This window comes from Rathayibacter sp. AC451, assembly GCF_979253095.1.
On record NZ_CEEDBD010000001.1, the window covers coordinates 2694894 to 2714643 of the forward strand.

Below are 19750 nucleotides of genomic sequence, written 5' to 3' on the forward strand. Positions count from 1 at the left end.
TCCTCCGCCCGCACCGGGGGAACCCCGAACCGTCGAGACATCCCGCAACAGCCGGTTCCCTCGACGGTCCGGGGTTCCCTCACGGCGCACACCGCAACCCCTGTTGTCGCGGGCCCCGGCGGAGTGCGCTGGGGGCATGCGCGAAATGAAGTTCGTCAAGCTCGTCAGCCGCCTCGAGAACGCCGCCGCCCTCGACCCGCTCGTCGGGCGCGTGAAGAACGTCGTGAACGCGGTCGTCCGCCCTCAGCCGGTGCGCGACGTTCTGCACGGCGTCCCGGTCGGGCACCCCGTGCATCCGCTGCTCGTCCTCGTCCCTACCGGCGCCTGGGTGTCGGCCGCGGTCCTGGACCTCCTGCCCGGCAACGACCGCGCCGCCCGCGCCCTGGTCGGGCTGGGAGTGGTCAGCGTCCTGCCGACCGCCGCGACGGGCTGGACGGACTGGTCCGAGCTGCACGAGCAGCAGACCCGCGTCGGACTCGTCCACGCCACCGCCAACATCGTCGCGACGGCCCTCTACGCGGCCTCCTTCATCGAGCGCGGGCGCGGCCACCGCACGAGCGGGAAGGTCCTGGGCATGCTGGGCCTGGCCGTCGTCTCGGGCGGCGGGTACCTCGGCGGGCACCTCAGCTACCGGCAGGCGTCCGGAGCGAACCACACCGAGGACGTGCCGCACCGCTTCCCCGCCGGCTGGCAGGAGCTGGGCCCCCTGAGCGAGCTGCCCGAGAAGGAGCTCGTGAATAAGGTCGTCGCCGGCACTCCGCTGCTCGCCTTCCGCCACGGCGGGAAGGTGAACGTGCTGTCGAACGTCTGCAGCCACCTCTCGGGCCCCCTCGACGAGGGCGAGCTGCAGGAGGCGAAGGACGGCGAGGCCTGCGTCTCGTGCCCCTGGCACGGCAGCTCCTTCTCCCTGGAGTCGGGCGAGGTGCTCCGCGGCCCCGCCACGTCGCCCCAGCCGAGGTTCGAGACCCGCGTCACCGAAGGTGTCGTGGAAGTGCTGCTCCCGCACGCCGGCTGACGCCTGTACCGGGACGGGTGGATCTCGATGCGCGGGCTACTCGATCACCGGAGAACCGCATGTCGAGCACCGTCGGCGCTGGTCGATCAGGCCGAAGGGGCGTATCGAGAACCCCCCTCACACCCCCGGAACGAACCGGTACCCCATCCCCGCCTCCGTCAGCAGGTACCGCGGATGCGACGGATCCGGCTCGAGCTTCTTCCGCAGCTGCGCGAGGTACAGCCGCAGGTAGCCCGTGTCGGTGACGTGTGCGGGCCCCCAGATCTCGTCCAGGAGCGAGCGTCGCGTCACCAGCTTCCCCGCGTTCCTCACCAGGATCTCGAGCACCTGCCACTCCGTCGGAGTGAGCCGCACCCCCGCGCCCGCCCGCGTCGCGCTCTTGGCGACCAGGTCGATCGTCACGTCGCCGATCACCACGAGCGGCTCGCCGTCGGCCGGCTGCACGCGCCGCGACAGCGCCCGGATGCGCGCGAGCACCTCGTCCATCGAGAACGGCTTGGTCACGTAGTCGTCCGCTCCGGCGTCGAGCGCGTCGACCTTGTCGGCCGCCCCCGTCCGCCCCGACACCACGAGGATCGGCGCGCTCGTCCAGCCGCGCAGCGCGTGGATCACCTCGACGCCGTCGAGCCGCGGCATGCCCAGATCGATCATGTAGAGGTCCGGATGCTCGTCCACCGCGCGGTTCACCGCCTCCGTCCCGTCTCCCGCCGTCACCACCTCGTAGCCGCGGGCGGTCAGGGTGATGCGCAGCGCCCGCAGGATCTGCGGGTCGTCGTCGGCGATCAGGATCTTCACGCGTCCTCCTCAGGAGCGATGGGAGCAGGAGCGGCCGGAGCCAGCGGCAGCGTCACCACCATCGTCAGCCCGCCCCCCGGGGTGTCCTCGGTCTCGAGCGTGCCGCCCATCCCCTCCGTGAACCCCTTCGACAGTGCGAGCCCCAGCCCCAGCCCGGTCAGGTTGTCGTCGTCGCCCAGGCGCTGGAACGGCACGAAGATCTCCTCCCGCCGCTCGGGAGCGACCCCGGGGCCGTGGTCGACGATGCGGATCTGCCCCGAGCGGCCGAAGGCGCTGGTCGCGATGCGCACACGGGTCCCGGGAGGCGCGTAGCGCGAGGCGTTCGCCAGCAGGTTCACGATCACGCGCTGCAGGAGTCCCGCATCGGCGAGCAGCTCCGGCCCGTCGAGGTCCAGGTCGAGGTCGACCTCGCCCGGTCCGAGCCCCAGCTCGTCGAGCGCCGGCAGCACGACGTCGGCCGCGTCCAGCGGGGCGAGCGCCACGGCGAGCGCCCCCGCCTCGAGCCGCGTGACGTCGAGCAGATCGGTGACGAGGGCCGCCAGCACGGTCAGGCTCTCGTCGGCGGTGGCGAGCAGCTCCTGCCGGTCGCGATCGCTCCATGCGATGTCGGGTGAGCGCAGCCCGCTGACCGCGGCGGTCGCGGCGGCCAGTGGGCGGCGCAGGTCGTGGCTGACCGCCGACAGCAGAGCGCTGCGCACCCGGTCGGTCTCGGCCAGCGGAGCGAGCTCGCTCGCCGTCTCGGTGAGCGCCGCGTTCTCGAGGACGGAGTCGAGCTGCGCCGCGACCACCTGCAGCAACCGCCGCTCGCTCGCCTCCAGCTCGCGGCCGTGCAGCTCGAGCACGGCGCTGCGCCCGACCGGAACCGAGACCGGCTCCTCCTGAGGCTCTCCGTCGACGGCGACCACGGTCCCGTCGCGCACGAGCCGCACCCCCGTCAGCCCGAAGGCTTCGCGCGCGCGCTCGAGGATCGCCTGCACCGCGCCCTGGCCGCGGATGACCCCGCCGGCGATCGTCGCGAGCAGCTCCGACTCCGCCCCCGAGCGCTTCGCCGCCCGCGAGCGCCGTGCTGCCACGTCGACCACCGAGCTCACCAGCACCGCGTTGACCACGTAGAGGACCAGCGCGAGCGCGTGCAGCGGCTCGTCGACGGTGATCGTGTAGAGCGGATCGACGAAGAAGAAGTCGAGCGTCAGTCCCGAGAGCACGGCCGCGAACAGCGCGGGCCAGATGCCGCCGACGAGCGCGACCAGCACCACGAGCAGCTGGTACGAGAGCACGTCGCTCGTGATCGACTCGTCGTTCCTGAGCATCGACAGCAGCCAGGTGAGCAGCGGTCCGCCGACGAGGGCGAGGCCCGCCCCGGCCAGCCGGCGCCGCACTGTCAGCGCGCCCGCGCGCCGGGGAGCAGTGCGCTCCGCCCCGCGGCCGAGTGGCTGACGATGTGCACGTCGATGTTGCCGGACTCGCGGATGACCGTCGCGCCGATGCCGGGGGTGAGCGCCGCGGCGATCCGGCTGCGGCGGCTGACGCCGAGCACCAGCTGGGTCGCGTTGACCGAGCGGGCGAACTCGACGAGCGCGCGCGGCACGTCCTCGCCGACGACCTGGTGGTAGCTGCCGCCGAGCGACTCGACCAGCGCGCGCTGCGCCTCGAGCAGGTCCGGCCGAGGGGTGCGCAGTCCGTCCGGCGTCACCACATGCACGGCCAGCAGGTCGCCCCCGGAGGAGCGCGCCGCGATCCGCGCCCCTCGCCGCAGCAGCGTCTCGCCCTCCGGCCCTCCGGTGAGCGTCACGACCACGCGCTCGCGCGCCTCCCAGGTGCTGTCGATGCCGTTCTCGACGCGGTAGTCGCGCAGCGCGCTGTCGACCTCGTCCGCGAGCCAGAGCAGGGCGAGCTCGCGCAGCGCGGTGAGGTTGCCGAGGCGGAAGTAGTTCGAGAGCGCCGCGTCGATGCGCTCCGGCGGGTAGACGCGGCCGTCGGCGAGCCGGTCGCGCAGGGCCTGGGGCGCCAAGTCGACGACCTCGATCTGGTCGGCGGAGCGGAGCACCGCGTCCGGGATCGTCTCGCGCTGCGGTGCCCCGGTGATCGCCTGCACCACGTCGTTGAGCGACTCGATGTGCTGGATGTTGACCGTCGAGAACACGGTGATGCCGGCCTCGAGCAGGGTGCGGACGTCCTCCCAGCGCTTGGTGTTCCGCGAACCGGGGGCGTTGGTGTGCGCGAGCTCGTCGACCAGCGCGATGTCCGGGCGGCGCTCGAGCACCGCCTCCAGATCCATCTCCTCGAGCGCGACTCCGCGGTGCTCGAGGCGGCGGCGCGGCACCACCTCGAGGCCCTCGAGCACGGCGGCGGTGGCCGAGCGGCCGTGCGTCTCGACCACGGCGACCACGACGTCGCGGCCCTCGTCGGCGAGCCGGCGGCCCTCCTCGAGCATCGTGTAGGTCTTGCCGACGCCGGGCGCCGCCCCGAGCAGCACGCGCAGGCGGCCCTTCGTCATGCTCCAGGCCTCACCTTCGGCTCGCCGGACCGGCCCCGGCTCGCGGGAACCAGCGGGCCGGTCGCGAGTCTACGAGCCGTGGCGCGGCGCGTCACAGCCGGGCCAGCGCGAGGTTCAGCTCGAGCACGTTCACGGTGGGCTCGCCCAGGTAGCCGAGCGCACGCGGCTGCACCGAGCTCTCGACGAGCTCGCGGACGTCGTCGACGGCGAGTCCGCGCGCCTGGGCGACCCGCGGTGCCTGCAGCAGGGCGTACTCGGGGCTGATGTCGGGGTCGAGGCCCGAGGCGGAGGCGGTCAGCGCGGAGGCGGGCACCTCGGCCGGGTCGACACCCTCGACCGCGGCGATCGAGGCGCGGCGCTCCTGGATCGCGGCGACCAGGTCGGCGTTCTCGGGGCCGAGGTTGCTGCCGCTGGAGGCGCCCGCGTCGTAGCCGTCGCCGGCGGCGGACGGCCGCGACTGGAACCACTCCGGCAGCGGAGCGCCGTCGGCGTCCGTGAACGACTGGCCGATCAGCGACGAGCCGACGACCCGCCCGTCGGCGGACACGAGCGAGCCGTTCGCCTGAGCGGGCAGGGCGAGCTGACCGACGCCGAGGACGACCAGGGGGTACCCGAGCCCGAGGACCGCGGTCATCACGATCATCGCGCGCAGGGCGACGGAGTAGGGGCGGAGTGACATGGTCTCTCTTCTTCCGGAAGCAGTGGGTGGGCCCCGCGAGATGCCACTCCAGTGAGCGACACCCCGGTGAGGGCGGACGCGAGTGGCATCTCGCGGGAAGGAACGGGTGTCAGAACCCGGGGATCGTCGCGACCACGAGGTCGATGAGCTTGATCCCGACGAACGGGGCGACGACGCCGCCGAGCCCGTAGACGAGCAGGTTGCGGCCGAGCACCTTCGAGGCCGACAGCGGCCGGTAGGCGACCCCCCGCAGCGCCAGAGGGATGAGGGCCACGATCACGAGGGCGTTGAACACGATCGCCGAGAGGATCGCCGAGGCGGGCGAGTGCAGCTGCATCACGTTGAGCACCGCGAGACCCGGGAACACCCCCGCGAACATCGCCGGGATGATCGCGAAGTACTTCGCCACGTCGTTCGCGATCGAGAACGTGGTGAGCGCCCCGCGGGTGATCAGCAGCTGCTTGCCGATCCGCACGATGTCGATGAGCTTGGTCGGGTCGGAGTCGAGGTCGACCATGTTGCCGGCCTCCTTCGCCGCCGAGGTGCCCGTGTTCATCGCCACGCCCACGTCGGCCTGCGCGAGCGCGGGCGCGTCGTTCGTGCCGTCGCCGGTCATCGCGACGAGGCTCCCGCCCTCCTGCTCGCGCCTGATCAGGGCGAGCTTGTCCTCGGGAGTCGCCTCGGCGAGGAAGTCGTCGACCCCCGCCTCGGCCGCGATCGCCCGCGCGGTCAGCGGGTTGTCGCCCGTGATCATCACGGTGCGGATGCCCATCTCGCGCAGCTCCGCGAAGCGCTCCGCGAGACCGTCCTTGACGACGTCCTTGAGGTGCACGACGCCCAGCACCCGGGCGCCCGAGGCGTCCTTCACGGCGACGACGAGCGGAGTGCCTCCGCTGCCCGAGACCGCGTCGACCGTCTGCGCGAGCTGCTCGGCCAGGGGCGCGGCGAGCGGCCCCTCCTGCTCCACCCAGGCGCGGACCGCCGAGGCGGCGCCCTTGCGGATCGCGGTCCCGTCGAGCAGGTCGAGCCCGCTCATCCGGGTCTGCGCCGTGAACGGCACGACGACCGCGCGCTCGGGCTCGAGGACGACACGACCGGAGGCGATCGCCAGATCCACGATCGACCGGCCCTCCGGAGTCGGATCGCTGAGCGACGACGACGCGGCGGCGTCCGCGAGCGCGGCCTGCGCCACTCCCGCCACCGGGAGGAACTCGGTGGCCCGACGGTTGCCGTACGTGATGGTGCCGGTCTTGTCGAGCAGCAGCGTCGTCACGTCGCCCGCCGCCTCGACCGCGCGGCCCGACATCGCGAGCACGTTGCGCTGCACGAGGCGGTCCATCCCGGCGATGCCGATCGCCGAGAGCAGCGCTCCGATGGTGGTCGGGATGAGGCAGACGAGCAGCGCCACGAGCACGGGAACACTGACCGGCGCCGCCGCGTACGACGCGATCGGATTCAGGGTCAGCACGACGATCAGGAACACGATCGACAGGCTCGCCAGCAGGATGTCGAGCGCGATCTCGTTCGGCGTCTTCTGCCGGGAGGCGCCTTCGACGAGTCCGATCATGCGGTCGACGAAGGTCTCGCCAGGCTTCGAGGTGATGCGCACGACGATGCGGTCCGAGAGCACCCGGGTACCGCCGGTGACCGCGCTGCGGTCCCCACCGCTCTCGCGGACGACCGGAGCCGACTCTCCCGTGATCGCGGATTCGTCCAGGGAGGCGATGCCCCAGACGATGTCGCCGTCGCCGGGCACGAGGTCGCCGGCCTCCGCCACGACCACGTCGCCGAGCTGCAGCGACGAGGACGGCACCTCGCGCAGCTCCGCCGACGCCGCCGACGGATCGGCCGGGTCGTAGTCCAGGACGCGGCGAGCCGGAGTGCTGGTGCGCGTCCTCCGCAGGCTCTCGGCCTGCGCCTTGCCGCGGCCCTCGGCCACCGACTCCGCGAGGTTCGCGAAGACCACGGTGAGCCAGAGCCACAGGGCGATGCCCGCGGTGAAGGTGACGGGCACGGCCGAGCCGCCGGACGGCTCCGGCCCGCCGAGGAACGGCTCGGCGATCGCGAGCAGGGTGAGCAGCACCGCGCCGACCTCGACGAGGAGCATCACCGGGTTGTGCCGCATCAGGCGCGGATCGAGCTTGCGGACGGCACCCGGGAGTGCCGCGGCGAGCTGGCGCGGGCCGAACGCGGCACGCGCCGAGCGGGGAGCCGGAGCCGGCTCGACAGGCGGTGCGGTGAGAGTGGACGACATGATCAGAGCCCTTCCGCCAGGGGTCCCAGCGCGAGTACGGGGAAGTAGGTGAGAGCGGTGACGACGACCGTCACGCCCACGAGGAGGCCGACGAACTGCGGCCGTGCGGTCGGCAGGGTGCCCGCACTCGCGGGCACCGCCTTCTGCGCGGCGAGCGATCCGGCGAGCGCGAGGACCAGCACCATCGGCAGGAACCGGCCGAGCAGCATCGCGACTCCGAGGGCCGTGTTGAGCCACGGAGTGTTCGCGGTGAGCCCCGCGAACGCCGAGCCGTTGTTGTTCGCGGCCGATGTGAACGCGTAGAGCACCTCCGACAGCCCGTGCAGTCCGGGGTTCCAGATCGACGTGCTCTCGACGTCCTCGCGCACTCCGGGGATCGCGAAGCTCAGCGCCGTTCCGGCGAGCACGAGCGTCGGAGTGACGAGGATGTACAGGCTCGCGAGGGTGATCTCGCGCGGACCGAGTTTCTTGCCGAGGTACTCGGGCGTGCGGCCGACGAGCAGCCCGCCGACGAACACGGCGAGGATCGCGAGCACGAGCATCCCGTAGAGCCCCGAGCCGACCCCGCCCGGCGCGACCTCTCCGAGCATCATGTTCAGCATCGGCATCATGCCGCCCAGCGGAGTCGCGGAGTCGTGCATCGCGTTCACCGCACCGGTCGAGGTGAGCGTGCTCGCGCTGCCGAACAGCGTCGAGCCGGCGATACCGAAGCGCGTCTCCTTGCCCTCCATCGCGGCTCCTGCGGCCTGCGCCGCGGATCCGCCGCCGGCCAGCTCGAGCGCGGTGAAGGCGCCGAGCGACACGGTGAAGACCACGGCCATCGCGGCGAGGATCGCGCGCCCCTGCCGCACGTCGCCGACCATGCGGCCGAAGGTGCGGGGCAGGCTGAACGGGATCGCCAGCATGAGCACGATCTGCAGGAGATTCGTCCAGGCGGAGGGGTTCTCGAACGGATGCGCGGAGTTGGCGTTGAAGTACCCGCCGCCGTTCGTCCCCAGCATCTTGATCGCCTCCTGCGACGCGACCATCCCGCCCGGGATGCTCTGCGCTCCGCCGGTGAGCGTCTCGACCTCGAGGGGCGACGAGAGGTTCTGCACCACTCCGCCCGCGACGAGGACGATCGCGCCGACGACCGACAGCGGCAGCAGCAGGCGCAGGACGCCGCGGGTCAGGTCGACCCAGAAGTTGCCGAGCGTGCCGGAGGAGCGCCGCGCGAAGCCGCGGATCAGCGCCACCGCGACGGCCAGGCCCACCGCGGCCGAGACGAAGTTCTGCACCGCGAGCCCGCCGAGCTGCACGGCGTAGCCGAGGGTGAGCTCGGGGGAGTACGACTGCCAGTTCGTGTTGGTGACGAACGAGACCGCCGTGTTGAACGCGAGCCCCTCGGGCACGGCGGGCAGACCGAGCGAGCCGGGCAGCACGGCCTGCAGCCGCTGCATCCCGTACAGGAGGAGGATCCCGACCAGCGAGAACGCGAGCACGGCGCGCAGGTACGCGCGCCAGCTCTGCTCGGACGAGGAGTCGACTCCGATCACCCGGTAGAGGCCGCGCTCGAGGGCGAGGTCGCGGCTCGACGTGTAGAGGCGGGCCATGCCGTCGCCCAGCGGGCGGTGCAGCAGGGCCAGGGCGAGGCCGACGGTCGCGACCTGGAGGACGGCGAGGAGTGTGTCCATCAGAAGCGCTCCGGTCGGACGAGGGCGACGAGCAGGAGCACCACGGCGCCGATCGCGAGGACCACGGCGAGGACATCGAAGACGATCACCGGGACTCCTCCGGCACGCGGGCCGCACGGGGGTCGGCGGAGCGGACAGGAGGGCCGATCTTCTCGACCCCCTTCGCCGCGAGGCCGATGACGAGGAACAGGGCGAGCACGCCGAGGAGGTAGGCGAGGTCGAGCACGGAGGACTCCATCCGGAGGCGGACGGCGCTCGATCGAGCGCACGAGTCCCGATGCAACACCCGCCCGAGGCCCCCGGATCCGCTCCTCACGGTTTCCCTACGGCCCGCCGCCGAATGCTCACGGTTCCCCTACGGCGACGACCGTGAGAGCGGTCTCCCCCTGCAGCAGCGGGGGTGCTGCCGCGAAGGTCACGGTTTCGCATCGGTCCCCTGCGCGCTTTACAGAGGACACACTGCGCAATATGTTGTCTCCGTGGACAAAGCCCCTCGGGGCTCCCCGCCCCTCCCGGGCGACGACACGACGGCGTGCATCCATCCGTGCACGCTCTCGCGCCGTCCTTCTCACTCGGACACTGCTTTCAGAGAGGAATGCACTCCATGAAGTTCTCGCGTGGACTCACGACGCTGGCCACCGCCGGCATCATCTCCCTCGGCCTCGCCGCCTGCTCGGCCAGCCCCGCCAACTCCGGCGGCGCCGCGAGCGGCGAGAGCGCCGAAGGCGACTGCACCGTCGGCATCTCGATGCCCACCCGCAGCCTCGAGCGCTGGATCAACGACGGCGAGGGGCTCCAGTCCCAGCTCGAGGACGAGGGCTGCACCGTCGACCTCCAGTACGCCGACAACAAGACCGACCAGCAGATCTCGCAGATCCAGAACCAGATCGCCGGCGGCTCCAAGATCCTCGTGATCGCGGCCATCGACGGAGAGGCGCTCGCGCCGGTCCTGTCCGAGGCGAAGAAGCAGAACGCGACCGTCATCGCGTACGACCGCCTCATCAACGGCACCGCCGACGTCGACTACTACGCGACGTTCGACAACTACAAGGTCGGCCAGCTCCAGGGCCAGTACATCGAGGAGACCCTCGACCTCGCGAACGCCGCGGGTCCCTTCACCCTCGAGCCCTTCGCCGGCAGCCCCGACGACAACAACGCCAAGTTCTTCTTCTCGGGTGCGTGGGACGTCCTGCAGCCCTACGTCGAGAGCGGCAAGCTCGTCGTCCCCTCGGGCAAGTCGCCCGCCTCGAACGACGACTGGGCCTCCATCGGCATCCAGGGCTGGGCCTCCGACAAGGCGCAGTCCGAGATGGACAACCGCCTCTCCTCCTTCTACACGGGAGACCAGAAGGTCGACGTCGTGCTCTCGCCCAACGACAGCCTCGCGATCGGCATCGAGGCCTCGCTGAAGTCGGCCGGCTACGCGCCGGGCGCCGACTACCCGGTGATCACCGGTCAGGACGCCGACAAGGCCAACGTCAAGGCGATCCTCGCCGACGAGCAGTCGATGACCGTGTGGAAGGACACCCGCACCCTGGGCGACCGCGTCTTCCAGATGGTTCAGTCGATCGTCGCGGGCGAGGAGCCCGAGGTGAACGACACCGAGACGTACGACAACGGCGAGAAGGTCGTCCCCTCCTACCTCCTCGAGCCGCAGGTCGTCGTGAAGGACGACGTGCAGTCGACCCTCGTCGACTCCGGCTTCCTGAAGGCCGGTGACGTCGGGCTCTGATCCCGAGGCGGGGGCGGGGGGAGCGACGTCCTCCCCGCTCCCGCCCACCCCGTCCTCACCCACCACGACCACGAAGCGAGGCCCCGTTGGCCAGTCCCATCCTCATCATGCGCGACATCGTCAAGGAGTTCGGCGGCGGCGTCCGCGCTCTCGACGGCGTCTCGCTCTCGGTGCAGCCCGGCGAGGTGCACGCGATCTGCGGCGAGAACGGCGCCGGCAAGTCGACGCTGATGAAAGTCCTCTCCGGCGTCTACCCCACCGGCAGCTTCGAGGGCTCGATCGAGTTCGAGGGCCGGGCGGCCCAGTACCGCTCGATCAACGACAGCGAGGCCGACGGCATCGTGATCATCCACCAGGAGCTCGCCCTCAGCCCCTACCTCTCCATCGCCGAGAACATCTTCCTCGGCAACGAGAAGTCCAAGCGCGGAGTCATCGACTGGAACGCGACGAACGCCGAGGCCGCGACGCTGCTCGCGCGGGTCGGCCTCGCCGAGAACCCCGCCACCAAGATCCTCGAGCTCGGAGTCGGCAAGCAGCAGCTCGTCGAGATCGCCAAGGCCCTCGCCAAGCGCGTGAAGCTCCTCATCCTCGACGAGCCCACGGCGGCCCTGAACGAGGGCGACAGCGACCACCTGCTCGGGCTGATCGACCAGCTGCGCCGCCAGGGCATCACCTGCATCATCATCAGCCACAAGCTGAAGGAGATCCGAGCGATCGCGGACACCGTCACGATCATCCGCGACGGCCGCACGATCGAGAGCTTCGCGATGACGGCGGAGCAGGCGAGCGAGAGCCGCATCATCCGCGCGATGGTCGGCCGCGACCTCAACAGCATGTTCCCGCCGCGCGATCCGCAGATCGGCGAGGAGAAGCTCCGCGTCGAGAACTGGACCGTGCACCACCCCGTCGACGTCGACCGCGTGGTCGTCGAGAACGCCTCCTTCACCGTGCGCGCCGGCGAGATCGTCGGATTCGCGGGGCTGATGGGCGCCGGCCGCACCGAGCTCGCGATGAGCATCTTCGGCCGCAGCTACGGCACCGGCATCTCGGGCCGCGTCTTCAAGGACGGGAAGGAGATCCAGACCCGCACCGTCGACGAGGCGATCCGCAACGGCCTCGCCTACGCGACCGAGGACCGCAAGCGCTACGGCCTGAACCTCATCGGCGACATCACCGTCAACGTCTCGGCCGCCGCGCTCTCGCGCCTCGCCCGTCTCGGAGTGATCGACAAGCACCGCGAGTACAAGGTCGCCGACTCGTACCGCTCGAAGATGAACATCAAGGCCCCGAGCGTCTCGGCCGTCACCGGCAAGCTCTCCGGAGGCAACCAGCAGAAGGTCGTCCTCTCGAAGTGGATCTTCTCGGGTCCCGACGTGCTGATCCTCGACGAGCCCACCCGCGGCATCGACGTGGGGGCCAAGTACGAGATCTACGGGATCATCAACGAGCTCGCGGCCCAGGGCAAGGCCGTCGTCGTGATCTCGTCCGAGCTGCCCGAGCTGATCGGGCTCTCCGACCGCATCTACACCATCTCCGAAGGCCGCATCTCGGGCGAGGTCGCCCGTGCCGATGCGACCCAGGAGCACCTCATGCACTTCATGACCGCAGGGAAGGACCAGGCCCGATGAGCGCCACGACCACCACAGCGCCGAGCGGCACGCCCGCGAACACGCCGTCCACGCCGCCGCGGCGCGGGCTCCGGATGAACGTCAACCTGCGGCAGTACGGCATCCTCGCCGCGCTCGGCGTCATCATCCTGCTCTTCCAGCTCCTGACCGGCGGGCGCCTGCTGCTGCCCGGCAACGTCAACAACCTGATCCAGCAGAACGCCTACGTGCTGATCCTCGCGATCGGCATGGTGATGGTGATCATCGCCGGCCACATCGACCTCTCGGTCGGCTCGGTCGTGGCGATGGTCGGAGCGATCTCGGCGATCGCGATGAACAACTGGGGCCTGCCCTGGGGGGTCGCCGTCGTGGTGGCGCTGCTCACCGGAGCGCTGGTCGGCGCCTGGCAGGGCTTCTGGGTGGCATTCGTGGGCATACCCGCGTTCATCGTGACCCTCGCGGGCATGCTGATCTTCCGCGGATTCACGCTGGTGCTACTCACCGGCGGCACGATCAACGGCCTCCCGACCGCCTTCACCGCCATCGGGGCCGGCTGGCTCCCGGGCGTGCTCGGCGGCATCCTCGGCCGCGACGCGCTCACCCTCCTGCTCGGAGTCGTCGTCTCGGCGGTCCTCGTCGTGCAGCAGCTGCGCACCCGCGCCACGCTCCGCCGCCTGGAGCTGCCGCGCGAGCCGATCGCGTCCTTCTGGATCAAGGCCGGCATCGCGGTCGTCGCGATCATGGCCCTCGCCTGGCTGCTCGCGGGCTACAGCGGAACCCCGATCATCCTGATCGTGCTCGCCGCGCTGATCCTCGCCTACAGCTTCGTCCTCGGCCGCACCGTGTTCGGCCGCCACATCTACGCGATGGGCGGCAACCTCTTCGCCGCGATGATGTCCGGCGTGAAGACGAAGTGGGTCAACTTCTTCATCTTCGTGAACATGGGCGTGCTGGCCGGAGTCGCGGGCGTCGTGAGCACGGCCCGCGCGGGCGGCGCCGTCGCCTCCGCCGGTCAGAACTACGAGCTCGACGCGATCGCGGCCGTCTTCATCGGAGGCGCGGCGGTGCAGGGCGGAGTCGGCACCGTGGTCGGCGCGGTCATCGGCGGACTCGTCATGGGCGTGCTCAACATGGGACTGTCGATCCTGTCGGTCGACGCCGCCTGGCAGATGGCCATCAAGGGCTTCGTGCTGCTCCTCGCCGTCGCGTTCGACATCTTCAACAAGCGGCGGGCGGGCGGCCGCTAGCCGCTCCCGGACCGCCTCGGGCGGGGCCCTCTACTATGACGGGGCCCGCCCGAGTCGTCCGACCGCGCCGCGGGCCGCACCGACGAGAGACGGATCAGCATGGCAGGAGCAGTCGGCGCGTCGAGCAACGCTCTGCTCCGCCGCCACAACCTCGCCGCGATCGCGACGCTCGTCCACCGCTCAGGGCCCCTCAGCCGCGCCGAGCTCGGTCAGCGGACCGGCCTCAACCGATCCGCCGTCGCGAACCTGGTCGGCGAGCTGACCGGCCTGGGCTGGGTGGAGGAGGAGACGACCGCCCCCACCGGACGCATCGGCCGCCCGAGCGCCACCGTCGTCCCCGGCCGGGCCTTCGCCGTCGTCGGAGTGCACCTCGACACCGACGCGATCGTCGTCGGCCTCGTCGGGATGAACGGCGACCTCCTGCGCCGCGTGCGCTTCGACACTCCCACTCCGGCCACCCCCGACACCGTCGCGCGCGTCGTCTCGGGCATCGTCGACGGCTTCCGCTCCGAGAAGGAGGGGCACCGCATCCTGGTCGGCGCGGGAGTCGCGGTACCCGGCCTGGTGCACGCCGACTCCGGATTCGTGCAGATCGCGCCCCACCTGGGCTGGAGGGACGTCGATCTCGCGAAGCGCCTGGGCCGCGCACTCGCTCTGCCGGTCTCGGTCGGCAACGACGCGAGCCTGGGCGCGATCGGCGAGTCGCTCTTCGGAGCCGCACGCGGCGTCGCCGACGTCGTCTACGTCACCGGGGGCGCGAGCGGCATCGGCGGCGGAGTGATCATCGACGGCCTCCCGCTGCGCGGCTCCTCCGGTTTCGCGGCCGAGCTCGGCCACACCCTCGTCGCGGCCGGCGGGACCCGCTGCGGCTGCGGCCGCCACGGCTGCCTCGAGGCCGAGGTGCGGATGCGCTCCCTCCTCGACGTCCTCGGCGCGCGGGTCCTCGACCAGGACGAGCTCGACATCGCGCTGGGCACCTCCCGCGACCCCGCCGTCCTCGCCGAGGTCGCCCGCCAGGTCGACCTGCTGGCCGAGGGCCTGTCCACCTTCGTCAACCTCTTCAACCCCACCTCCGTCGTCCTCGGCGGCTTCCTCGGCTCCCTCCTCACCGTCGACCGCGAGCGCCTCGCCGCCCGAGTGTCGGCGCGCGCCCTCAGCGACCTGGCCCGCGGGGTCCGGATCGAGCGCGCGGCGCTCCGATCGCGCCTGGAGCTCGTGGGCGCGGCGGAGCTGCCCTGGCGGCGGGCACTCGCGGATCCCGCCGCCGTCGGCGCCGGATCCCCCGAGTCGGATGCGGTCGACGCGACCGCTTCCGTCGACGCCCGCTGGTGAGCGCCGACCGGCGCCCGGGACCGGTGAGCGCCGCTCGCCGCAGAAGAAGGGGAACGCCGTGGCCGACGTCGACGAGATGATCATCGAGGAGTTCCGCGCGAACGGCGGAACGGTGACGACCGCCGGCTTCGGCCGCTCGCTCGCGCTCCTGCACCACGTCGGCGCACGCTCCGGAGAGGAGCGCGTCGCCCCCCTCATGGCGCTGCACCCCTCCGCCGACGTCCGGTTTCTGGCCGCCTCCGCCGCGGGCGCGCCGAAGCACCCCGCCTGGTTCCACGACCTCGTCGCCGAGCCCGACACCGCGATCGAGACCCCCGACGACGGAACGGTCCCCGTCCGCGCCCGTGTCGTCATCCCCGTCGTGGAGCTCACCCGCCGCTGACCCCCGCCGCGAGATGCCTCTCCGGTGCGCGACGCGCCGGAGAAGGCGCACCGGAGTGGCATCTCGTCCGGAGGAGACGAGGTCGCGATCAGCGGAACGGCACCGGCACGATGTCCGGAGTGCTCCAGCGCAGCGCGATCCGCTCGCGGAACCCGTCTCGCCGCAGCTCCGTCTCGAGCGCGTCGATCACGAGCGGGGCCAGCCCGCGGTGCTCGACCATCACGTCGATCGCGAGCACTCCCGCCTCCGTGACGAGCGTCGATCCCACTCCCGGGATCAGGGCGAGGAACCGCTGCGCATCGACCTGCACGTGCCGGTGGTCGCGCAGCCGGCGCAGCAGAACGGGCAGAGCGAGGGCATCGAGCGGAGTCACATCGGCACGCAGCGGGATCACCCGCGAAGCGTCGCGCCCGCCGACGTCCGCCGGGTGAACGTCGGCCCCTCCCCCGGTGTCCCTCCGGCGTCCCCTTCCCCCTGCTCCGCTCCACGAGACACCGGCTCAGCACAGGACGCACCGCACGGAGCGGCCCGCGGCGGCGCACCACGGCAGGATGACCGCCATGACCCGTTTCACCGACGGCTTCGACGAGGGCCGCCTCGACCCCGAGCGCTGGATCGACCACTACCTCCCCCAGTGGACCGAGCCCGAGCGCTCCCGTGCCCGCTGGTCCCTCGACGACGACGGGCTGCTGCTCCGCATCGACGCCGACCAGCCGCCGTGGCACGAGGACGACGGAGCGATGCGCGTCTCGAACCTGCAGACCGCGTCGTTCTCGGGTCCGCTCGGCAGCACCCGCGGCACCCACCGCCACCGCCCCGACCTGCGCGTGCGCACCGAGGTGCCGACCCGCCGCCTCTGGACCCCCACCGGCGGACACGTCGAGGCGCTCCTCTCGGCGAGCCCCGACCCCTCGTGCATGCTCGCGATCTGGCTGGTCGGCACCGAGGAGTCCGGCCCCGACGACTCGGGCGAGATCACCGTCGCCGAGCTCTTCGGCTCCCTCCGCGGCGAGCGCCGCTCGATCGTCCGCACTGGCGTGAAGGCCGTGAACGACCCGCGCCTGCGCACCGACGTCGTCGACGTCGACCTGCCGATCGACACCGCCGAGCCGCACCTCTACTCCGCCAACTGGTCCGAGGACGGAGTGTCCCTCTCGGTCGACGGCGCCGTCGTGCACCGCGTCGCCCAGTCGCTCCCCTACCCCCTGCAGCTCATGATCGACCTCTTCGAGTTCCCGGAGGAGGGCCCGCGCGACCCCGCCGCCTACCCCCGCACCGCCCGGGTCCACCGCGTCCGCGGCGACTCCTGACCGGCAGGAGTCCGCGAACGACGAAGCCCCCCGACCGGACATCCGATCGGGGGCTTCGTCTTCTGCTGGTGCGCGAGGGGGAGTTGAACCCCCACGCCCTTTCGGGCACACGGACCTGAACCGTGCGCGTCTGCCTATTCCGCCACTCGCGCTCACCACGATGCCTGAGCACCGACGAGAAAGACTACCACCCTCCGAGCCCACCCGTGAACTCGACCTCGTCGACCCGCCTCGCGTCCCCTGATCCGTCGGAGAACGCTCCCCACCGGCGCAGACGACGACCGTCCCCGACGGATCAGCGGCAGCGGTCATCCGTTCGCGACGGATCGAGGCGTCGATCGGAGGCGCGCGCCTCGGCCGGGCGATCCCCGCACCCTCCGACAACCCCGCGAAAACGCCCCGAGGCGCCCGTATCCAGAGCATCCCAGTAACATGCCCGTAGCCGTGCGCGGCGCAGACGACATCGGAAGCCACGTGAGCGCGCAGACAGCTCGATCCGTGCGCGACCGCCGAGAAGGCGACGAAACGGGAGATCGGAAGACTGTGGGCATACTGGACAACTTCGAGAAGGGACTCGAGCGCGTCGTCAACGGCGCGTTCGCGAGGACCTTCAAATCGGGGCTGCAGCCGGTCGAGCTCGCGTCCGCTCTCCGCAGGGAGCTCGACACCACGGCCGCCGTCGTCACCCGCGACCGCATCCTCGTGCCGAACAGCCTGACCCTGCGCATGTCCGCCGCAGATCTCGCCCGCATGGAGCGGATGGGGGCCACGCTGATCGACGAGCTCACGACCGTCGCCACCGAGCACGCGAAGAAGCAGGGCTTCCGCTTCCCCGGTCCCATCGACATCCGCCTCGCCGAGGACGCCTCGCTCAGCGCCGGCATGGTCGAGGTCGACTCCCGTAGCGTCAAGGGCACCGTCGCCTACACGCCGGTCCTCGACATCGCCGGCCGTCGCCACCCGATCACCAAGTCCCGCACCGTCATCGGCCGGGGAGCGGACGCCGACATCACCGTCGACGACTCCGGCACCTCCCGCAAGCACGTCGAGATCCTCTGGGACGGCTCCCGCGCCCAGGTGCACGACCTCGGATCGACGAACGGCTCCAAGCTCGACGGCAAGCCCGTGACGCAGGCCGTCCTCTCCCCCGAGCAGACCATCACGATCGGGCGCACGTCGATCGTGTTCCGCATCGTTCAGGGCGCCGCACCCGCGCGCGCCGACCGCTCGCCGTCCGGTCGCTCCGGACGCGCCTCCGACGGATTCTGGGACGACCGGCTATGAGCGAGCTCACCCTCTTCCTCCTGCGCATCGCGTTCCTCGCGCTGCTGTGGTTCTTCGTGTTCGGCATCGTCTACGCGCTGCGCTCCGACCTGTTCGGGCAGCGGGTGCGCAAGCTCCCGACCGCCGCGCAGGCGGGCACCGACGACGCTCCGTTCGTCACCGCGGCCCAGCCGGTCGTGGCGGCCTCGGCTCCCCCCGCAGCAGCCGGCGCCCGTGCAGCAGCAGGCCCCGTCGGCCCGCCGCTCCCGCGAGGCCGCGGCCGAGCGCACCGATTCCGGAGGCGTCGCCACGGTCCACACGGCGCAACGCCTCGTCATCACCTCGGGCCCCAAGCGCGGCACCGAGCTCGAGTTGAACGGCGAGCCGCTCACCATCGGCCGCTCCTCCGAGTCGGCCCTCGTGATCCGCGACGACTACACCTCCACGCACCACGCGCGCCTGCTGATCTGGAACGACGAGTGGATGATCCAGGATCTCGACTCCACCAACGGCACGTTCCTCGACGGCCGCCGCGTGGGCGCGCCGACCAAGGTGCCGCTGAACACCCCCGTCAAGGTCGGCACGACCACCTTCGAACTGCGACGGTCGTAGGCGACCTGTGACACCCACTCCTGACAGCGCCGTCGGCGCGGCGCGCGAGAGCGCCGCCGTGTCGCACGTCGGCCGCATCCGCTCCAACAACCAGGACTCCGGCTACGCGGGCCGGCAGCTCTTCGTCGTCGCCGACGGCATGGGCGGGCACGCGGGAGGCGACGTCGCCTCCTCCATCGCGATCAAGCGCATCGCCCAGGCCGACCGCACCTACGCGTCGACCTACGAGGCCGAGGACGAGCTCAAGCGCACCCTCCTCGCCGCGAACACCCTCCTGGCCGAGGCCGTCATCGACCACCCCGAGCTCACCGGCATGGGCACCACGGTCAGCGCGATCGTGCGCGTCGGCGCCTCCGTCGCGATCGCCCACATCGGCGACTCCCGCATCTACGTGCTGCGCGACGGCAAGCTCGAGCAGGTCACCACCGACCACACCTTCGTGCAGCGCCTCGTCGACTCCGGTCGCATCACCGAGGAGGAGGCGATGACGCACCCGCGCCGCTCCGTCCTCATGCGGGTGCTCGGCGACGTCCACACGAACCCCGAGATCGACACGCTCACGCTCGAGACCGAGCCCGGCGACCGCTGGCTGATCTGCTCCGACGGCCTCTCGGGCGTGGTCCCGCACGACGAGATCCTCAAGGAGCTGTCGCGCAGCGAGACCGCCCAGCAGGTGGCCGACCGCCTGATCCGCGACAGCCTCTCGCACGGAGCTCCCGACAACGTGACCGTCGTGATCCTCGACGTCCCCGGCGAGAACGACACCGCGCAGGCGCTCGTGCCGACCCCGGAGCCGGTCGTCGTCGGGTCGGCCGCGGCACCGACGCCCATCAGCACCGACGACTCGCAGAACCGCCTCCGCATCCCCGGGCTCCGTCTGCACACCCGCGCCCCGGCCGCGCAGGGCCCGACCCACTTCGAGCCGGAGTCCGAGGACTACCTCGACGAGCTGATCGAGGAGGACCGCCGCCGCCACCTGCGCCGCCGGATCACCTGGCTCGTCGGCCTCTCGCTCGTCCTGATCGCCGGCTTCCTCGGCGTCCTGCTCGCCTACGACTGGACGCAGTCGCGCTTCTACGTCGGCACCGACGGCGACACCGTGATCATCTACCAGGGCATCCAGCAGTCCGTGGGCCCGCTCTCGCTCTCCAGCGTGAAGGAGGACACGGGCATCCCCCTCGACTCCCTCCGCGAGTACGACGTGGAGCAGCTGGAGCAGACCATCAGCGCCGAGTCCTACGCCGGAGCGGTCGACATCGTCGAGCGCCTGACCGACGCGAACGGAGCACCGTGACCGCGCCCCCCGCCCCCGCGGCCGTCGAGCGCCGACGCCCCCGCCTCCACAAGCAGAA

General features: G+C 71.5%; 17 protein-coding genes, 1 tRNA gene and 1 pseudogene. 10 read left to right on the forward strand and 9 right to left on the reverse strand.

The window, feature by feature from the left end:
* The first annotated feature begins 136 nt into the window (after positions 1–136).
* Complete coding sequence (locus tag AC0CID_RS12890; protein ID WP_465227112.1) at positions 137–1015, forward strand: Rieske (2Fe-2S) protein; 879 nt, start codon at positions 137–139, stop codon at positions 1013–1015.
* A 117-nt stretch (positions 1016–1132) separates the two neighbouring features.
* Here the strand turns inward: AC0CID_RS12890 and AC0CID_RS12895 are convergent, their stop codons facing one another.
* The 7 genes and pseudogenes from AC0CID_RS12895 to AC0CID_RS12925 all read right to left on the reverse strand — a co-directional run bounded on the left by AC0CID_RS12895 (position 1133) and on the right by AC0CID_RS12925 (position 9139).
* Entirely contained in the window at positions 1133–1810 is a 678-nt protein-coding gene (locus AC0CID_RS12895; protein ID WP_465227113.1) for a response regulator, read from the reverse strand.
* Positions 1807–4307: pseudogene (locus tag AC0CID_RS12900) on the reverse strand (sensor histidine kinase). The gene AC0CID_RS12895 and the pseudogene AC0CID_RS12900 overlap by 4 nt, the downstream one beginning before the upstream one ends.
* Positions 4308–4398: 91 nt before the next feature.
* The gene (gene kdpC, locus AC0CID_RS12905; RefSeq protein ID WP_465227114.1) at positions 4399–4986 is read right to left on the reverse strand and encodes a potassium-transporting ATPase subunit KdpC; all 588 of its coding nucleotides are present in this window, start codon (positions 4984–4986) and stop codon (positions 4399–4401) included.
* Between the two features lie 109 nt (positions 4987–5095).
* Positions 5096–7240, reverse strand: coding sequence for a potassium-transporting ATPase subunit KdpB (gene kdpB, locus AC0CID_RS12910; protein WP_465227115.1), 2145 nt, complete (start codon positions 7238–7240; stop codon positions 5096–5098).
* A 2-nt stretch (positions 7241–7242) separates the two neighbouring features.
* The gene (gene kdpA, locus AC0CID_RS12915) at positions 7243–8913 is read right to left on the reverse strand and encodes a potassium-transporting ATPase subunit KdpA (RefSeq protein WP_465227116.1); all 1671 of its coding nucleotides are present in this window, start codon (positions 8911–8913) and stop codon (positions 7243–7245) included.
* Positions 8913–9002 (reverse strand): potassium-transporting ATPase subunit F, encoded by a 90-nt coding sequence (locus tag AC0CID_RS12920; RefSeq protein WP_207403285.1) that lies wholly within the window; start codon positions 9000–9002, stop codon positions 8913–8915. The genes kdpA and AC0CID_RS12920 overlap by 1 nt, the downstream gene beginning before the upstream one ends.
* Complete coding sequence (locus AC0CID_RS12925) at positions 8999–9139, reverse strand: hypothetical protein (protein WP_207403352.1); 141 nt, start codon at positions 9137–9139, stop codon at positions 8999–9001. Before AC0CID_RS12925 ends, AC0CID_RS12920 begins: the two co-directional genes overlap by 4 nt.
* A 378-nt stretch (positions 9140–9517) precedes the next feature.
* Here AC0CID_RS12925 and chvE point away from each other — a divergent pair, with 378 nt between their 5' ends.
* The 5 genes from chvE (at position 9518) to AC0CID_RS12950 (ending at position 15213) form a co-directional block, all read left to right on the forward strand.
* The gene (chvE, locus tag AC0CID_RS12930) at positions 9518–10645 is read left to right on the forward strand and encodes a multiple monosaccharide ABC transporter substrate-binding protein (RefSeq protein WP_372490677.1); all 1128 of its coding nucleotides are present in this window, start codon (positions 9518–9520) and stop codon (positions 10643–10645) included.
* A 107-nt stretch (positions 10646–10752) separates the two neighbouring features.
* Entirely contained in the window at positions 10753–12273 is a 1521-nt protein-coding gene (mmsA, locus tag AC0CID_RS12935; RefSeq protein WP_465227117.1) for a multiple monosaccharide ABC transporter ATP-binding protein, read from the forward strand.
* Complete coding sequence (mmsB, locus tag AC0CID_RS12940) at positions 12270–13499, forward strand: multiple monosaccharide ABC transporter permease (protein WP_465227118.1); 1230 nt, start codon at positions 12270–12272, stop codon at positions 13497–13499. The genes mmsA and mmsB overlap by 4 nt, the downstream gene beginning before the upstream one ends.
* Before the next feature lie 99 nt (positions 13500–13598).
* Complete coding sequence (locus AC0CID_RS12945; protein ID WP_207403288.1) at positions 13599–14831, forward strand: ROK family transcriptional regulator; 1233 nt, start codon at positions 13599–13601, stop codon at positions 14829–14831.
* A 58-nt stretch (positions 14832–14889) separates the two neighbouring features.
* Positions 14890–15213: a nitroreductase/quinone reductase family protein gene (locus AC0CID_RS12950; protein WP_465227119.1), complete on the forward strand. Its 324-nt coding sequence runs from the start codon at positions 14890–14892 to the stop codon at positions 15211–15213.
* 88 nt (positions 15214–15301) lie between these two features.
* Here AC0CID_RS12950 and AC0CID_RS12955 read toward each other — a convergent pair whose 3' ends face one another.
* Complete coding sequence (locus tag AC0CID_RS12955; protein WP_465227120.1) at positions 15302–15607, reverse strand: hypothetical protein; 306 nt, start codon at positions 15605–15607, stop codon at positions 15302–15304.
* A gap of 166 nt (positions 15608–15773) precedes the next feature.
* Here AC0CID_RS12955 and AC0CID_RS12960 point away from each other — a divergent pair, with 166 nt between their 5' ends.
* Positions 15774–16523 (forward strand): glycoside hydrolase family 16 protein, encoded by a 750-nt coding sequence (locus tag AC0CID_RS12960; protein WP_465227121.1) that lies wholly within the window; start codon positions 15774–15776, stop codon positions 16521–16523.
* Positions 16524–16589: 66 nt separating this feature from the next.
* Here the strand turns inward: AC0CID_RS12960 and AC0CID_RS12965 are convergent.
* Positions 16590–16675, reverse strand: a tRNA-Leu gene (locus AC0CID_RS12965).
* 391 nt (positions 16676–17066) lie between these two features.
* Between AC0CID_RS12965 and AC0CID_RS12970 the strand changes: the two genes are divergently transcribed.
* The 3 genes from AC0CID_RS12970 to AC0CID_RS12980 all read left to right on the forward strand — a co-directional run bounded on the left by AC0CID_RS12970 (position 17067) and on the right by AC0CID_RS12980 (position 19692).
* A complete protein-coding gene (locus AC0CID_RS12970; RefSeq protein ID WP_465227122.1) occupies positions 17067–17807 on the forward strand; it encodes an FhaA domain-containing protein in 741 nt (246 codons plus the stop codon).
* 213 nt (positions 17808–18020) lie between these two features.
* Entirely contained in the window at positions 18021–18398 is a 378-nt protein-coding gene (locus AC0CID_RS12975; RefSeq protein WP_465227123.1) for an FHA domain-containing protein FhaB/FipA, read from the forward strand.
* A 7-nt stretch (positions 18399–18405) separates the two neighbouring features.
* The gene (locus tag AC0CID_RS12980) at positions 18406–19692 is read left to right on the forward strand and encodes a Stp1/IreP family PP2C-type Ser/Thr phosphatase (RefSeq protein WP_465227124.1); all 1287 of its coding nucleotides are present in this window, start codon (positions 18406–18408) and stop codon (positions 19690–19692) included.
* Positions 19693–19750: the final 58 nt, after the last annotated feature.

Bases quoted from the DNA above. Each gene is read 5' to 3' on its own strand.
- mmsB (WP_465227118.1), top strand. From the start codon at position 12,270: ATGAGCGCCACGACCACCACAGCGCCGAGCGGCACGCCCGCGAACACG.
- AC0CID_RS12960 (WP_465227121.1), top strand. From the start codon at position 15,774: ATGACCCGTTTCACCGACGGCTTCGACGAGGGCCGCCTCGACCCCGAG.
- kdpC (WP_465227114.1), bottom strand. From the start codon at position 4,986: ATGTCACTCCGCCCCTACTCCGTCGCCCTGCGCGCGATGATCGTGATG.
- AC0CID_RS12890 (WP_465227112.1), top strand. From the start codon at position 137: ATGCGCGAAATGAAGTTCGTCAAGCTCGTCAGCCGCCTCGAGAACGCC.
- kdpA (WP_465227116.1), bottom strand. From the start codon at position 8,913: ATGGACACACTCCTCGCCGTCCTCCAGGTCGCGACCGTCGGCCTCGCC.
- kdpB (WP_465227115.1), bottom strand. From the start codon at position 7,240: ATGTCGTCCACTCTCACCGCACCGCCTGTCGAGCCGGCTCCGGCTCCC.
- mmsA (WP_465227117.1), top strand. From the start codon at position 10,753: ATGCGCGACATCGTCAAGGAGTTCGGCGGCGGCGTCCGCGCTCTCGAC.
- AC0CID_RS12945 (WP_207403288.1), top strand. From the start codon at position 13,599: ATGGCAGGAGCAGTCGGCGCGTCGAGCAACGCTCTGCTCCGCCGCCAC.
- chvE (WP_372490677.1), top strand. From the start codon at position 9,518: ATGAAGTTCTCGCGTGGACTCACGACGCTGGCCACCGCCGGCATCATC.